This window comes from Micromonospora sp. ATLC20 (assembly GCF_057196585.1).
Map to the genome: position 1 here is coordinate 1 of NZ_JBXUOV010000143.1, position 14,674 is coordinate 14,674.

Here is a 14,674-nt window from a genome sequence, read left to right on the forward strand (position 1 = left end):
ACCGGGCACTCCCCCAGCGGCTGGCCGCAGCGGGCGTCGCGGCGGTGGCCGTGCTGCTGGGCGTCACGTCCGCCGGCACCTGGACGGCGACAGCCGGGCAGACCGACGCGGCGCACGGACAGGCGACCGCGCCCGCCACCACAGCCGCACCCCCCGCGCCTGGGGTGCCGCCCGTGGCGACTCCAGTCGGCCCGTCGTCGCCGGTGGTCCGGCCGACCCGGCCCGCGCCGCCACCGAAGCGTCCCCCGGCGGCGACCGCGGAGTCCGGGGCGCGGATCCTCACCACCGCACCGCCCGTCGCCGGGTCGCCGCCGGCACGGGTCGGCGACCGCCCGTCGACACCTGTCGAGCCGCCCAGCCCTCCCGCCGGCCAGGTGACTCCGGCGCCGACCGCGAGCCCGACGAGCGACCCGGACCCGACCGGGGAGCCCGGCCCCACCGGCGACCCGAGCCCGACCGTCTCCTCCGAGCCGCCCCTGCTGGACCTGGTGGGCCAGGTCGGCCGACGGCTCGGCCTCGCGGTAGGGCTCGGCGCGACAGTCCAGGTAGACCCGGCCCTCTCCTGACCTCGCAGAGCCGAGTGCCAGCCGGGGACGAAGGTGCCGCCGTCCTCACGTCCCCCGAGGACGGCGAACGAGGTGTCCGCGCCCGGGCGGTTGCCGCGGCGGCTGCTTGATCGACACCAGTGCGCCGAGGTGGCGGCATCCGGCGGCCTCGGACCCCGCCACCTCGCCGAGCTGGCGTGGATCAAGCCGAGCCCCGAGCCCCGAGCCCCGAGCCCCGAGCCCCGAGCCCCGAGCCCCGAGCCCCGAGCCCCGAGCCCCGAGCCCCGACGATCTTGCACTTACTGCCCTCGGGATGGGCGATTCATCCCGCTTTCAGGGGTCAGCAAGTGCAAGATCGCGGGGGCGGCGGGCGGGCGGCGGCGGCGGAGGGCGGGGAGGGCTCGGTCAGGGGGTCTGGGGAGTGAGGAGGTAGTCGCCGTCGTCGGGGCTCCAGCGCAACTCCACCACGCCGCCCGTCGCGGCGGCCTTGCAGAACTGGAGGAAGCTGCGGTAGCCGAGCTTCTTCTCGCTGAAGTCGGGCCGAGCCCGCCGCAGCTGGTCCTTCAGGCCGGACAGCGCCACCGCCCCGCCGTCCGCGGCGAGGTCCACCACCACGGAGCGCAGCAGCCCGAACGCGACCTCCCGGTCGCCCTGCTCGGGAAGGGACACCTCCGGGTCGCCCTTCGCCGGTCCGGCGGCCAGTTCCACCACGTTGTGCGCCGCGAGGTGGCGCAGCAGTTCACCGAAGGTCCGGAAGCCGTAGTCGGACTCGCTGAACGTGGGGTCCTTGCGCAGCAGCGCGCGCTTGAGCGCGGAGGCGGTCACGTCGCCACTGGAGCTGCCCTGCATGCCGGCCACCGTCTGCACCAGCTGGACGGCGAGCGTGTCGACGTCCCGGGCCGACTCCTCCTCGGCCGGGGCGGTCTCGACGGCCGGCTCGGGCGCCGGCTCCGCCGGTGAGGGCCGGGCCGGGCGCGACCGGCGTGCGGCCGGTGGCGGCACGTCCACGCCTTCGAGGCGGTCGTAGTAGAGGAACTCGTCGCACGCCGGCGGCAGCAGCGCGGAGGTGGACTTCTCCACCCCGACGCCGATCACCCGCTTGTTGAGTTCGCGCAGCTTGTGCACCAGCGGGGTGAAGTCGCTGTCCCCGGTGCAGATCACGAACGTGGAGATGTAGCCGCGCTCGAACGCCAGCTCGACCGCGTCCACCGCCATCTTGATGTCGGCGGCGTTCTTGCGCGAGGCCCCCATCCGCTGGGGGATCTCGATCAGTTCGACGTGTGAGCGGGTGAGCATCCGCCGGTCCTCGTCGAAGTACGACCAGTCGGCGTACGCCCGGCGTACCACCACGCGTCCCCGCTCGGCGAGCGCGTCGGCGATCGGCCGGAAGTCGAACGGCCGACCACCGTGATGGTCCCGTACGCCAAGGGCCAGGTTCTCGTAGTCGAGGAACAGCGCAATCCGGTCTTCGTGATCCACACCGGCAGCCTAGCCCGGCCGGACCGCCGGACCGGTCAGCGCCGCTCGTCGCGGTAGACGGTCTCGCGGCGGGCCACCCGCTGGATCGCGTAGCTGGTGACCAGCAGCAACAACGCGAGCACCACCTCGACGCCGGCGACGGTGCCGGTGGCGACGGTGAGGCCGAGCAGCAGCAGGATCAGCCCGACGACGGCGAGCAGGCCCGCGAGCAGCAGCCGGTTACGCCGTCGCGCCGACCGCTGCGCGTCGTCTGCGCTCACGCTGGCCGCCTTCCTCCGGTTCCGTCTCCGATCCTAGGCGCCGGCCGTGGCCGGGGTGGCGGATCGCGGCGCCGGAAACGGCCCAGGGCCGGACGCATGTGCGTCCGGCCCTGGGTGACGGCGGCGGTCAGTGGATCGGGACCGGCACCGGACGCTTGTCCTCGCCCGGGTCGCCGTCGAGCAGGTGCGAGGGCTCACGGCGGCGGGGCAGGAACGCGGCCGGAATGAAGGTCAGCAGCACCAGGCCGAAGGCGACCCAGAACGTGGTGGAGAAGGAGTTCGCCGCGTAGTCGAGCCCGCGCTCGATCAGCGACGGCGGCACCGGGAACTGCTGGATCAGCTCGGGCTGCTGCTGGGAGGCGATGGCGAGCTGGGCCTCGGTCAGCGGGGCGCCGGTGGCCGGGTCGGTGACGCCGGGGATCGGCCGCGAGCCGTTCAGCTCGCTGGTGAGGATGACCGACATGACCGCGGCGCCGACCGAGCCGCCGATCTGCTGGAGGATGTTGACGAGCGTGGAGCCGCGCGCCACCTCCGCCGCGCTGAGCGTCTTCAGCGCGGAGGTCATGATCGGCATCATCGTGCCGCCCATGCCGAGGCCCATCACGAACAGCGAGCCGCAGAGCAGCCAGTAGGACGTGTCGGTGCCGAGCTGGGTGAAGGTGAAGAACCCGGCCGCGATGAGCACCAGCGCGAACGGCACCGTCCGGCCGACCGGCACGCGGTCGGCGAGCATGCCGGCGATCGGCATGGTCAGCATCGCGCCGATGCCCTGCGGCGCGATCAGCAGGCCCGCGGTCAGCGTCGTCTCGCCGCGCACCTGGAGGAAGTAGCTGGGGAACAGCAGGCCCGCGCCCATGAACGCGATGATGAACACGAACATGGTGACGGTGGCGATGGTCAGGTTGCGGTTGCGGAACAGCCGCAGGTCGAGCAGCGGGTGCCGGGGCCGGAACGAGTAGAGCACGAAGGCGACCACGAGCGCGCCGCCGGCGAGCATCGGCAGCCAGACCTTGGTGTCGGCGACGGTGCCGGTCTCGGGCAGCGTGGAGATGCCGTAGAGGAACAGCGCGAGACCCGGCGAGAGCATGAGCATGCCGAGGAAGTCGAACGACTCGGACGGCTCGGCGTTGTCCTTCGGCAGGGCGAGCTGGGCGTAGACCAGCGCGACCACGCCGATCGGCAGGTTGATCAGGAAGATCCAGTGCCAGCTCGCGACGTCGATCAGCCAGCCGCCGAGGATCGGGCCGGTGATCGGGCCGAGCAGCATCGGGATGCCGAGCACCGCCATCAGGCGGCCGATGCGGTGCGGGCCGGCGGCCCGGGTCATGATCGTCATTCCGAGCGGCATGAGCATGCCGCCGCCGAGTCCCTGGACGACCCGCCAGGCGATCAGTTCGCCGATCGAGTCGGCCGTGGCGCACAGCCCGGAGCCGATGGTGAACAGCGCCAGCGCCACCATGTAGAGGCGTTTCGTGCCGAACCGGTCGGCGGCCCAGCCGCTGAGCGGGATGACAGTGGCGAGCGCGAGCGTGTAGCCGGTCATGGTCCACGCGACGCGGGCGTACGTGGCGTCGAACTCGCTCTGGAACGTCGGCAGCGCCACGCTGACGACTGTCACGTCGAGGATCGACATGATCGCACCGAGCACGACGACGCCGGCCACCTTGAGTACGGCGGCGTCGAGTTTCGTCGACGTCGCTACGGGTTGCTGGGTCACTGACGGTCTCCTGGATCCGGTCCGGCACTGGGAGGCGGTGGCGGCGCCGCGCGCCGTCTGCGGAGCGCGGGCGGAACGCGCGGCGAGGCGACGTCCGGGCGACAGCGTAGCCATGACCTGGGACGAGACGCGGCCGGTTTTGCCGACGGGAGAACCGCGGCGGCGCCCGAGCCGGCCGCGCCACCGGCCCCGATCTGCTCCAGCGGCTCGCGGAAAGGGCTGGTGCGCGCCGGTTCGCCAGCCTTGTCGGGGCGCGGCCGGCGGGCGCGACCGTGACGAAGGTCATGCCCCACGCCGCCACCTCGTGGGGCCGGCCGCTCAGCCCAGACCGGCCATCAGGTCGACCTCGGCCGTACGCGAGCGGTCGATGCGGCGGGCGAGGTCGCGTACCCGCTCGGCGGTCCCGGCGGCGACCTGGGCGCGGGCCAGGTCGGCCGCGGTGCGCTGGTGCCGGCTGAGCACGTCGAGCAGCACCCGGTCGGCGTCGGCGGGCGTGGCGGCGCGCAGCCGGGCCAGTCCGGCGGCGGCCTCGCTGTGCCCGGAGTGGTCGTGCCGGGCGGCCGCGGCGGCGGCCGACGGGCCTGCTTCGCGCAGCCAGCCGCGCATGGTGGCCAGTTCGTCGGTCTCGGTGGCCCGGACGGCGGCGATGAGCGTGCGGACGCGCGGGTCGGTGGCGCGGTCGAGGCCGAGCCGGACGATCTCCAGCGTCTGCTCGGTGTGCGCCACCATCATGGCCAGGAACAGCGCGTCGATCCCGCTGATCGTGGCGTCCGCGCCGCCCGGGACCGAGGCCGTGGCGGGCGGGACCGGTGGGGACGGGTCGGCGGGCGGCCCGCCGCATCCGGTCAGGGCCAGCATCACCGCGAGCAGGGCCGTGGCGGGGCGGGCGGACGCGCGGCGGAGCCGGGGACCGGCCGGCTCCGCCGCGTGGGTACGCGGGCTCAGATCTGCTGCCACAGCGCCGGTACGTTCGGCGGCTCCCAGCCGGCGATGGCGGTGTGCGCCTGGCGGCAGCGATAGCTGCGGCCGTCGTAGGTCACCGTGTCACCGACCTGGTACGCCCGCCCGGCGGTCCACGTACCGCCCGGCGCCGGGGTGCTGGTCCGGGTGGGCGTGGGCGAGGGCGAGGGCGTGGTGGGCACCGCGGTCGGGGTGGGCGCAGCCGTCTGGGTGGGCGACGGGGTCGGGTTGCCGCCTCCGCCGCCGATCTGGAGGTCGACGCAGGAGTAGAACGCGTTGGCGGTGTCGGAGATGTTCCAGATCGCGAGCAGCTTCTGCCGGCCGGAGAAGCCGCCGAGGTTGACCGTGTGCGACACGGTCGCGCCGGGCTGGCGTCCCCCGCCGTCGACCACGGCGACCCGGGTGCCGCCGATCCAGTACTCCCAGTTGGCGGTGGCGTGCCGGGCGGTGTTGACCCAGGTGAACGTGACGCTGCTGCCGACCGAGGTGGCCGGCCAGTTGCGGCTGTCGTCGTTGAGGACCGCGAACTGGGCGATGCCGGCGTGGCAGCTGCGCAGGCCCTTGGGGCCCTCGACGCTCTGCGGCTCGTACTTGATCTGACCGCAGTCGGGCACCCGGTTCTGCGCGCAGAGCGCCTGGCGGCTGGGCGGCGAGGAGACGTAGCCGTGGGCCTGCGCGGGCGCGGCGAGGGCCAGCGTCCCGGTGACGGCACTGGCGGTGAGCAGCGGGAGGGTGATTCTTCGGCGCATGGTGGCAACTCCTTCGGGGGGAACGGAAGGTGCCCCGAACATAAATTAAACATTGTTAACAGTAAAGACTCCTGTCTATAAATTAAGCCCTGCACTCCCCCGCGCCGGGCGTATGATCCTGATCGATGGCTCGCCGCGCGGAGCCGATCGTCGTTCGTGGGCATCCCGCCGCCGTCGCGGCTCCGGGAGGACGACGCAGAACCGGGCATCTCCCCGTCGTCCCACTCCCTGAGAAGGACATCCCCGGATGAGAAGACCCACTGCGTTCGCGGCCGGCCTGCTGCTGCTCGCCACCGCGCTCGGCACCGCCGGCGGACCGGCCGCCGCCGAACCCACCGAACCGGTCACCGTCACCGTGAACACCCGCGCCGGCCTGGCCACCGTCCCGGCCACCGCGCTCGGCGTCAACCACGCCATCTGGGACTCGCAGCTCGGCAGCGCCGAGACGTCCGACCTGCTCAAGGCCGCCGGCGTGAAGATGCTGCGCTACCCCGGCGGCTCGTACGCCGACATCTACCACTGGGAGACGCACACCGCGCCAGGCGGCTACGTCGCGCCGAACACCGACTTCGACACGTTCATGGCCGGTGCCCGCCGCGTCGGCGCCGAGCCGATGATCATCGCGAACTACGGCACCGGCACGCCCGCCGAGGCGGCGGCCTGGGTCCGCTACGCCAACGTCACAAAGGGCTACGGCGCCAAGTGGTGGACCGTCGGCAACGAGAACTACGGCAACGGCCACTACGGCTCGGCCTGGGAGGCCGACGACCACCCGGACAAGAGCGCCGCTCAGTACGCGCGGCTGGTGGTCGAGTACGCCGACGCGATGAAGGCGGTCGACCCGAGCATCAAGGTCGGCGCGGTGCTCACCATGCCCGGCAACTGGCCGGACGGCATCACCGCCGGATCGGATCCGGGGCCGTGGAACCAGACCGTGCTGTCCATCGCCGGCCCGAAGATCGACTTCGTGGACGTGCACTGGTACCCGGGCGGCAGCGCCGCCGACTCGCTGGCCCGCACCAACCATCTGCCCGACGCGGCCTGGCTGCTGCGCCAGCAGATCGCCCGGTACGCCGGCCCCGGCGCGGACCGGATCGGGATCAGCTTCACCGAGCTGAACGTGGACGCCGGCCGCACCACCGCACCGGGCGCACTGTTCCTGGCCGACGCCTACAGCGGCCTGCTGGAACAGGGCGTGTTCACCGTGCAGTGGTGGAACGTGCACAACGGCATCGGCACCGTCTCCGAGGTGGCCGGGCAGACCGACTACGGCGACTTCGGGCTGCTGTCCAGCGGCAACTGCACCAGCGACGGCGAGGTGTGCCAGCCGGCGTTCAACACGCCGTTCGCGCCGTACCACGCGCTGTCCATGATGAACCTGTTCGTCCGGCCCGGGGACCAGCTCGTCCGCGCCGGGACCGATCAGCCGCTGGTCGCCGCGCACGCGGTCCGCCGGCCGGACGGCAGCGTCGCGGTCCTGCTGCTCAACAAGGACCCGGACACCGCGTACCCGGTGGCGCTCGACTACGCCGGGTTCACCCCGGCCGACGAGGCGCCGACAGTGCACACGTTCACCAACGGCGCGACCGCGATCAGCACCGCCCGCTCCGGCAGCGCGGCCGCGCGGACGCTGCCGCCGTACTCGCTGACCACGCTCGTGCTGCGACCGGCCGGCAGCTCGGCCGGGCGGCCCGGCGCCCCGGGCCGGCCGACGGCGAGCGCGGTGACCGACCGCGCGGCGACCATCTCCTGGCCGGCGGCCACGCCCGGCGGATCCCCGATCGCCAAGTACGAGGTGCACAGGCAGTACGGCGCGGTGAGCGAGCAGCTCGGCGAGACCGCCGGAACGTCGCTGACGGTGGGCAACCTCGAACCGGGCGCCCGCTACACGGTCAACGTGCTGGCCCGGGACACCGCCGGGCGGGTCTCCTGGTCGTCGCCGCCGCTGACGTTCGCCACCGGCAGCCCCGCCGAGAGCTCCTGCGCGGTGCGGTTCAACGACGACAACGACTGGGGCAACGGGTACGTGGCGAACGTCGAGGTGATCAACACGGGCGCGAAGGCCGTCGACGGCTGGACGCTGACCTGGACCTGGCCGACGGCCTGGCAGCAGGTGAGCAGCGGGTGGAGCGCCGCCTGGGACCAGCAGGGCCGCGACGTCCGGGTGACGCCCACCGCCGACAACCGGCGGCTCGCCGCCGACGGCGGGAGCACGACTGTGGGCTTCGTCGGCGCGTACAGCGGGCCGAACGTGCCGCCGGCGGCGTTCCGCCTCAACGGCACGGTCTGCACGCTGCGCTGAGGAGCCCTCAGCCGCGGCCGGGTGGCCGCAGCCGTATGTCGGCCGCCGCCGGGACCTTCGGGTTCCGGCGGCGGCCGGCTCGCCGGGGCGCCGGCACCACGTGCGGGCGCACCGGTCCGGACGGGAGCGTGGGCGGTTCCGGCACGGCCGTCGGCAGGACGGCCAGGATCGCCACGAGCAGCACCACCGCGACGACACCGTCGAGCCAGTAGTGGTTGCCGGTGACCACCACCACGAGCGCTGTCGCCAGGGGGTGGAGCAGCCAGAGCCAGCGGAGGCGTCCGGTGGTGACCGCCATCAGCGCCAGCGCGATCGCCAGCGCCCAGCCGACGTGCAGCGACGGCATGGCCGCGTACTGGTTGCTGAGCTGGTCGGTGTCGGGGGGACCGTAGACGCTCGGGCCGAACCGGGTGCCGGTGTCGACCATTCCGGTGAGCGCGGTCAGCCGGGGCGGCGCGAGCGGAATGCAGACGTGGAGCACCAGCGCCACCGCCGTGAGCGACGCCAGGGCGCGGCGCAGCCGCAGGTAGTGGGCCGGGCGGCGCAGCCAGAGCCAGACCAGGCAGAGCACGGTGGCCGGGAAGTGCATGTAGGCGTAGTACGAGTTGGCGACGCGTACCAGCAACTCGTGCGACAGCAGCGGCCCCTGCACGAGCATCTCGTCGGGCAGGCGCAGCAGCCGCTCCAGCCGCCAGACCCACTCGCCGTTGGCCAGGGCCACCTCGGCGTGCCCGGCCACCACCTGCCGGCCCGCCTTGTAGGCCAGGAAGAGCACGGCGACGAGCGCCAGCTCACGCGCGGCCCGCTGCCATACGGCGAGGCGGGTGGGCGCGGTCCGCGTGACGTCCACGGCTCCTCCTTCGGTCGTCCCCGCATGGACCAGGGCCGCCGCCGGGGTCGGCGACGGCCCTGGGGGTACGGGCTCAGCGGCGGGTGCGTTCCTCCCGGCCGGCCGAGTCCACGCTCACCTCGTCGAAGGCGGGCGCGCCGTCGACGGCGTCCGCTCCCACCGCCACCGATCGGCCGGTGTCCGGCAGGTCGAGGCTGGAACGCAGGGTGACCGGACGCAGCAGCAGCGCCGCCACGATACCCACCACCGCGATGGCGGCCGAGATCAGGAAGATGTGCCCCGTTGCGTCCCCGTACGCGGCCCGCACTATCTGCCGTACCGGCTCGGGCAGCGCGTCGAGGTTGAGCGTGCTGCCGCCGCCTCCGCCGGAGGTGGGGATGCCGGCCGCGGCGAGGTCGTGTGTGATCCGGTCGCTGACCCGGCGGGCGAGCACCGCGCCGAGCACCGACACGCCGATGGTGCCGCCGAGCGAGCGGAAGAAGGCGACGCTGGCGCTGGCCGCGCCGATGTCCTTGAGCGCGACCGTGTTCTGCACCGCGAGCACCAGGTTCTGCATGGTCATGCCGACGCCGACGCCGACGATGAACATGGCGATGCCGACGAAGACCAGCGAGGTCTCGTGGTCGATGGTGCCGAGCATGGCGAACCCGATGACCAGCACGACCGCCCCGAACACGATGTACGGCTTGACCTTCCCGGTCGCGGTGATCATCCGGCCGGCCACGATCGAGGAGATCAGCACACCGGCCATCATCGGGATGGTGAGCAGTCCGGCCTCGGTCGGGCTGTAGCCGCGGCCGATCTGGAAGTACTGGCCCAGGAAGACCGCGCCGCCGAACATCGCCATGCCGACCGCGAGGCTGCCCAGGATCGCCAGGGCGGTGGTGCGCTCCCGGACGATGTGCAGCGGCACCACCGGCTCGGCGGCCCGCGCCTCCACCCAGACGGCGAGCGCGAGCAGCAGCACCGAGCCGCCGACCATGGCGCCGGTCTGCCAGGAGGCCCAGGCGAACGAGTCGTCGACGAACGAGATCCAGATCAGCAGCACGCTGACGCCGGCGGCGATGAGCGCGGCGCCCAGATAGTCGATCTTGACGTTGTCCCGGCGCACGGTGGGCAGGTTCAGGGTGATCTGGAGCAGGAACAGCGCGACGGCCGCGACCGGTACGCCGACGAAGAAGCACCAGCGCCAGCCGAGCCAGGAGGTGTCCACGATCAGGCCGCCCAGCAGCGGGCCGCCGACGGTGGCAAGCGCCATGACGCCGCCCAGGTAGCCGTTGTAGCGGCCCCGCTCACGCGGCGGGATCATGGCCGCGATGGCGACCTGCACGAGCGCCTGGAGGCCGCCGACGCCGATGCCCTGGAAGGCGCGGGCGGCGATGAGCTGCCCGGCACTCTGCGCGAAGCCGGCCGCGATCGACCCGACCAGGAACACCACGATGGCGATCTGGATCAGCAGCTTCTTGTTGAACAGGTCGGCCAGCTTGCCCCAGATCGGGGTGGTCGCGGTGGCGGTGAGCAGGGTGGCGGTGACCACCCAGGTGTACTGCGTCTGCGAGCCGTTGAGCGCTCCAATGATCTTCGGCAGGGCCGTCGAGACCACGGTGCTGCTCAGCATGGCCACGAAGAGCACCAGCAGCAGACCGCTGAGTGCCTCCAGCGTCTTGCGCTTGCTCATCGGGGCGGCCTCAGCCGTCATGGTGGGTGCGCTCATGCGCGCGTCCTCCAGGTGTGTCGATACGGGGGTGGCCGCTTCGTTGCCTCAAGCAATCAACACTAAACCTTGCCCGGTAGGCAAGTTTGCCCATTGAGAAATCGGTCACCTACGCTGGCTTTCATGGAGGAGTGCACCGGGCTGCGGGAGCGGAAGAAGGCGGCCACCCGCCTGGCGCTGCACGAGGCGGCGCTGTCCCTCGCCGCCGAGCACGGCCCCGACCGGATCACCGTCGAGGCGATCGCCGACGCCGCGAACGTCTCCCGGAGGACGTTCTCCAACTACTTCGGCGGCAAGGAGGAGGCCCTCTTCCACGGCGACACGGTGCGGCTGCGCCGGCTCCTCACGCTCGTCGCGGAACAACCGGCCGAGCTGTCGCCGTGGGCGGCGCTGACCCGGGCCGCCCTGGCCCAGGCCGAGGACGGCTACGACGACCCGGCCGAGCCCTGGCTCAGCCGGCGCCGCCGGCTGCACGGCCACCCCAGCCTGGCCGCCCACCAGGTCGGCGCGTACGCGGCCCTGGAGCGGGAGATGGCCGCGGAGCTGGCCCGCCGGCTGACCGGACCGGATGCGGCGCTGCGGGCCCGGATCGTCGCGGCGACGTTCCTCGCGTCCCTGCGGATCGCCGCCCACGAGTGGCTGGAGCACCCGGGGCGGTCGTTGCGCGACGTGCTGCGCGACGTGCTCGCCCTGGCCGCACCGACGGCGGGCTGAGCGCGCCGCTCCCCGTCGGACCGGTGGAATGGCCGGCGAAAGCGGCACCCGGCCCGACCTGGGCTGACACACTCGCCCGGTGGGTGGCGACCGGTGGCGCAAGGGGCTCGGGCCGGCGACCGGCGTCGCCCCCGCCACCCGGGTCGACCGGTTCGAGATCTTCTTCGACCTCGTCTTCGTGGTGTCCTTCTTCATCATCACGCGCGCCACCGCCGCCAACGTGACCCCTGGCGAACTGCTGCACGCGCTGCTGGTGCTCGCCGTGCTCTGGTGGTGCTGGGTGGTGCACAGCGCGGTCGCCGCCCGGCTGCGCCTGGGCGAGGGCTTCGTGCCGATCCTCATGGTGGTCGGCATGATCGCGCTGTTCACGTTCGCGCTCGCGCTGCCGCAGACGTTCGGCGACCTGGACAAGGGCAGCGCCGGGCCGATCCTGGTCACCATCAGCTACGTGGTGATCCGGTTCGTGCACACCACCCTGTACTGGTACGCCACGCGCGACGACCCGCCGGCCCGGCGCAAGCTGCGGCTGTTCCTGCCGGAGGCGGTGATCTCGGCCGGCCTGCTGCTGGTGGCGGCGCTGCTCCCGCCGCGCGTGTCCCCGGAGGTCGGCCCGTGGCTGCGCGACGGACTGTGGATCGCGGTGGTCGCCATCCAGTACAGCAGTGGCCTGCTGGCCGGCACCGACGGCTGGAAGATCACCTCGGCCGAGCACTGGACCGAACGGTACGACCTCATCCTGATCATCGCGCTCGGCGAGTCGGTCATCTCGGTCGGCGTCGGCGGCAACCTGCTCGGCCAGCCCGTGACCTGGCCGGCCATCCCGGCGGCGATCTTCGGCATCCTGTTCACCGCGGCGCTCTGGTGGGCGCACTTCGACATGATCGGCCCGGCCGCCCGGATCGCGCTGCACGCCGCGCAGGGGCACACGCGGGTGGCGCTCGCCCGCGACGCGTACGCCTACCTCTACCTGCCCATGATCGCCGGGGTGATCCTGTTCGCGATCGGCGCCGAGGAACTGGTCCGCATCGTCACCGACCCGGCCGGCGGCCCGATGGAGCGCGGCCACGGACCGGCGGTGCCGCTGCTCTTCGGTGGTGTGCTCGTCTACTTCGCCGCGAACATGGCGTTCCAGTGGCGCGCGCTGCGGACGCTGTCCTGGACCCGGGTCGGCACCGTGGTGCTGCTCGCCGCGGCGCTGCCGGTCGGCCGGCACCTGCCGGCGCTCGGCGCGCTGGGTCTGCTCACCGCGATCTGCGTGGCACTCGTGGCGGCCGAGCTGGTGATCTTCGCCGATTCGCGGGTCGCGTTGCGCCGGCTGATGCACGAGGAGAAGGCCAGCGCCGAGGAGAGCGAGGCCGCCTGGCGGGCCCGCTGGCGCGACGGGGGCGACAGCGCCCCACAGCGACCTTGACACAGGCCCTAGAGTCTCCGCGTGATCGAGATCGTCACCGAGGTCGACCTGTTCCACCCGCCCGCCCGGACCTGGCGGGCGCTCACGGAACGCGCGCTGCTGGCCAAGTGGTTCGCCGACAGCGCGCCCGGGTCCGACCGGTGGATCCTCGCCACCGCCGCGCTGCCCGGCTACGACGGCGACACCGAGGTGGAGACCGTCGAACTGCGCGCGCCGCACCGGCTGGTGGTCCGCTGCCGGGAGGCCGGCCGGGCCACCCGGCTCGCCTGCGACCTGACCCCCACCGCGCACGGCACCCGGCTGTCGGTGCGCGAGGTGCTCGAGGAGGGCGACTGGGACGCCGACGCCCGCGCCGAGCAGCACGAGCAGGCGGTCACCGGACGACTGCCCGCGATCCTCGACTGGCTGGCGTTCCAGAACGTCGACCTGCGCCGCGCCGAGGGCGGCCTGACCGCCGAACTGCCGGTGGTCCGGCTGCTCGGCGACGACCAGCGCCGGTCCGGGCGGCGCCGGGTGCTGCTGGCGGTCGGCGCGGTGACGCTGATCGCCGCCGCGGCCGGGGCGACGGTGTGGGCCACCGCCGGCGAGCCGCCCGCACCGGCCGCGCCGGCCCCGACGGGGTCACTGGTCATGCCGTCCAGCGCCACGCCCTCGGCCCGGCCCACTACTGCGCGGCCCACGCCCAGCGCCAGCCGCCGCAGCGCGTCGCCCTCGCCGACACCGTCACCCACCCCCAGCCGTACGCCGAGCCCGACGCCCTCGACTGTGGCGGCGGCACCGCTGAGCGCCACCTACGAGACGGTCACCGACCGGGTCTTCGGCTACCGGGGGCAGGTGGTGCTGCGCAATCCCGGCCCGTCACCGCGTCCGGGCTGGACGGTCACCGTGACGCTGCACGACGGCGCCACAGTGGGCAGCGTGAGCGGAGCCGAGGCCACCCAGGACGGACCGGTGGTCACGTTCACCGGGAGCGCGTTGCCGGGCGGCGAGTCCGCCACCATCCGCTTCGACGTCCGCGACCCCGACCCCTCACACGACGCCCCCGCCGCCTGCACCGCCGACAACACCCCCTGCACCCCCGCCTGACCCCGCCCGCCTCGTCCCCTCCCCCTCCCGCCCGCGCCCCTGAGCGCGTCGATCATGAAGTTAGGCCGCGGATTCGTCCGCATTGAATGCGGTCAACTTCATGATCGACCCAGCCTGGGCGGGTGGGCGGTGCGCGGGCGCGCGTGAGGTGGGCGTGACGGCTGGTTCGGTGGGTGCGGAAAATGAGTTGTTGAGTGCTTGGGAGCGCTCCCGTAACATCCCTGACGCGGCTGTTAACGCTCACAAAACAATCGCCACCGCCAATGCCAGAGCCGCCGCCCCCGCAGGAGGTCAATTCATGTCCAGATCCAGGTCAGTCAATGCCATATGGGCATCGGCCGGTGCCGCGCTGCTGGCGTCGGCGTCGGTCACCGTGGCGCTGCCCGCCGGGGCCGCCGCCGCGGGCTGCTCGGTCAACTACGCGATCTCGTCGCAGTGGCAGGGTGGCTTCGGCGCCAACGTCACCATCACGAACCTCGGCGACCCGGTGTCGAGCTGGACGCTGACGTGGTCGTTCGGCGCCGGGCAGACGGTGACCCAGTCGTGGAACACGAGCCTGACCCAGAGCGGGTCCGCTGTCACCGCGCGCAACGTCGACTACAACGGGTCGATCCCGACGAACGGCAACACGTCGTTCGGCTTCAACGGCTCCTGGACCAGCAGCAACCCGGTGCCGACCAGCTTCGCGCTCAACGGCGTGACCTGCACCGGCGGCACCACCACGCCGACCGGCGCACCCACCACCGCGCCACCCACCACGGCGCCGCCGACCACCGCGCCTCCGACGACGCCGCCTCCGGGTGGCACGTGCAACCTGCCGTCGTCGTACCGGTGGTCGTCCACGGGTGCGTTGGCGCAGCCGCGCTCGGGCTGGGTGTCGTTGAAGG

The 14,674-nt window shown here is 73.0% G+C and carries 12 protein-coding genes and 1 pseudogene; 6 read left to right on the forward strand and 7 right to left on the reverse strand.

Annotation, left to right across the window (positions count from 1 at the left end):
* Positions 1-566, forward strand: a pseudogene (locus AC2CHG_RS23690) (hypothetical protein); the annotation flags it as partial.
* Positions 567-950: 384 nt separating this feature from the next.
* On the opposite strand, the gene AC2CHG_RS23695 reads toward AC2CHG_RS23690, so the two are convergent.
* The 5 genes from AC2CHG_RS23695 to AC2CHG_RS23715 all read right to left on the reverse strand — a co-directional run bounded on the left by AC2CHG_RS23695 (position 951) and on the right by AC2CHG_RS23715 (position 5,710).
* Positions 951-2,024, reverse strand: coding sequence for a PIN domain-containing protein (locus AC2CHG_RS23695; RefSeq protein ID WP_262015312.1), 1,074 nt, complete (start codon positions 2,022-2,024; stop codon positions 951-953).
* A 35-nt stretch (positions 2,025-2,059) separates the two neighbouring features.
* Positions 2,060-2,284, reverse strand: coding sequence for a hypothetical protein (locus tag AC2CHG_RS23700; protein WP_013286169.1), 225 nt, complete (start codon positions 2,282-2,284; stop codon positions 2,060-2,062).
* 127 nt (positions 2,285-2,411) lie between these two features.
* Entirely contained in the window at positions 2,412-4,001 is a 1,590-nt protein-coding gene (locus AC2CHG_RS23705) for a DHA2 family efflux MFS transporter permease subunit (RefSeq protein WP_262015313.1), read from the reverse strand.
* A 318-nt stretch (positions 4,002-4,319) separates the two neighbouring features.
* Complete coding sequence (locus AC2CHG_RS23710; RefSeq protein ID WP_463839712.1) at positions 4,320-4,958, reverse strand: DUF305 domain-containing protein; 639 nt, start codon at positions 4,956-4,958, stop codon at positions 4,320-4,322.
* Positions 4,943-5,710, reverse strand: coding sequence for a lytic polysaccharide monooxygenase (locus tag AC2CHG_RS23715; RefSeq protein WP_484525607.1), 768 nt, complete (start codon positions 5,708-5,710; stop codon positions 4,943-4,945). The genes AC2CHG_RS23710 and AC2CHG_RS23715 overlap by 16 nt, the downstream gene beginning before the upstream one ends.
* A 247-nt stretch (positions 5,711-5,957) precedes the next feature.
* Here AC2CHG_RS23715 and AC2CHG_RS23720 point away from each other — a divergent pair, with 247 nt between their 5' ends.
* Positions 5,958-8,012 (forward strand): cellulose binding domain-containing protein, encoded by a 2,055-nt coding sequence (locus AC2CHG_RS23720; protein ID WP_262015316.1) that lies wholly within the window; start codon positions 5,958-5,960, stop codon positions 8,010-8,012.
* A gap of 7 nt (positions 8,013-8,019) precedes the next feature.
* Here the strand turns inward: AC2CHG_RS23720 and AC2CHG_RS23725 are convergent, their stop codons facing one another.
* Both AC2CHG_RS23725 and AC2CHG_RS23730 read right to left on the reverse strand, forming a co-directional pair.
* Positions 8,020-8,862 carry a phosphatase PAP2 family protein gene (locus AC2CHG_RS23725; RefSeq protein ID WP_484525608.1) on the reverse strand — a complete coding sequence of 281 codons (843 nt, stop codon included), beginning with the start codon at positions 8,860-8,862 and terminating at the stop codon, positions 8,020-8,022.
* Between the two features lie 73 nt (positions 8,863-8,935).
* Positions 8,936-10,576 carry an MDR family MFS transporter gene (locus AC2CHG_RS23730; protein ID WP_262015318.1) on the reverse strand — a complete coding sequence of 547 codons (1,641 nt, stop codon included), beginning with the start codon at positions 10,574-10,576 and terminating at the stop codon, positions 8,936-8,938.
* Positions 10,577-10,699: 123 nt separating this feature from the next.
* Here AC2CHG_RS23730 and AC2CHG_RS23735 point away from each other — a divergent pair, with 123 nt between their 5' ends.
* The 4 genes from AC2CHG_RS23735 to AC2CHG_RS23750 all read left to right on the forward strand — a co-directional run.
* Complete coding sequence (locus tag AC2CHG_RS23735; RefSeq protein ID WP_262015319.1) at positions 10,700-11,290, forward strand: TetR/AcrR family transcriptional regulator; 591 nt, start codon at positions 10,700-10,702, stop codon at positions 11,288-11,290.
* 79 nt (positions 11,291-11,369) lie between these two features.
* Entirely contained in the window at positions 11,370-12,701 is a 1,332-nt protein-coding gene (locus tag AC2CHG_RS23740; RefSeq protein WP_262015320.1) for a low temperature requirement protein A, read from the forward strand.
* Between the two features lie 21 nt (positions 12,702-12,722).
* Positions 12,723-13,787 (forward strand): SRPBCC domain-containing protein, encoded by a 1,065-nt coding sequence (locus tag AC2CHG_RS23745; protein WP_262015321.1) that lies wholly within the window; start codon positions 12,723-12,725, stop codon positions 13,785-13,787.
* 298 nt (positions 13,788-14,085) lie between these two features.
* Positions 14,086-14,674 (forward strand): cellulose-binding domain-containing protein (locus AC2CHG_RS23750; protein WP_484525609.1); only part of this gene is annotated, 589 nt, incomplete at its 3' end.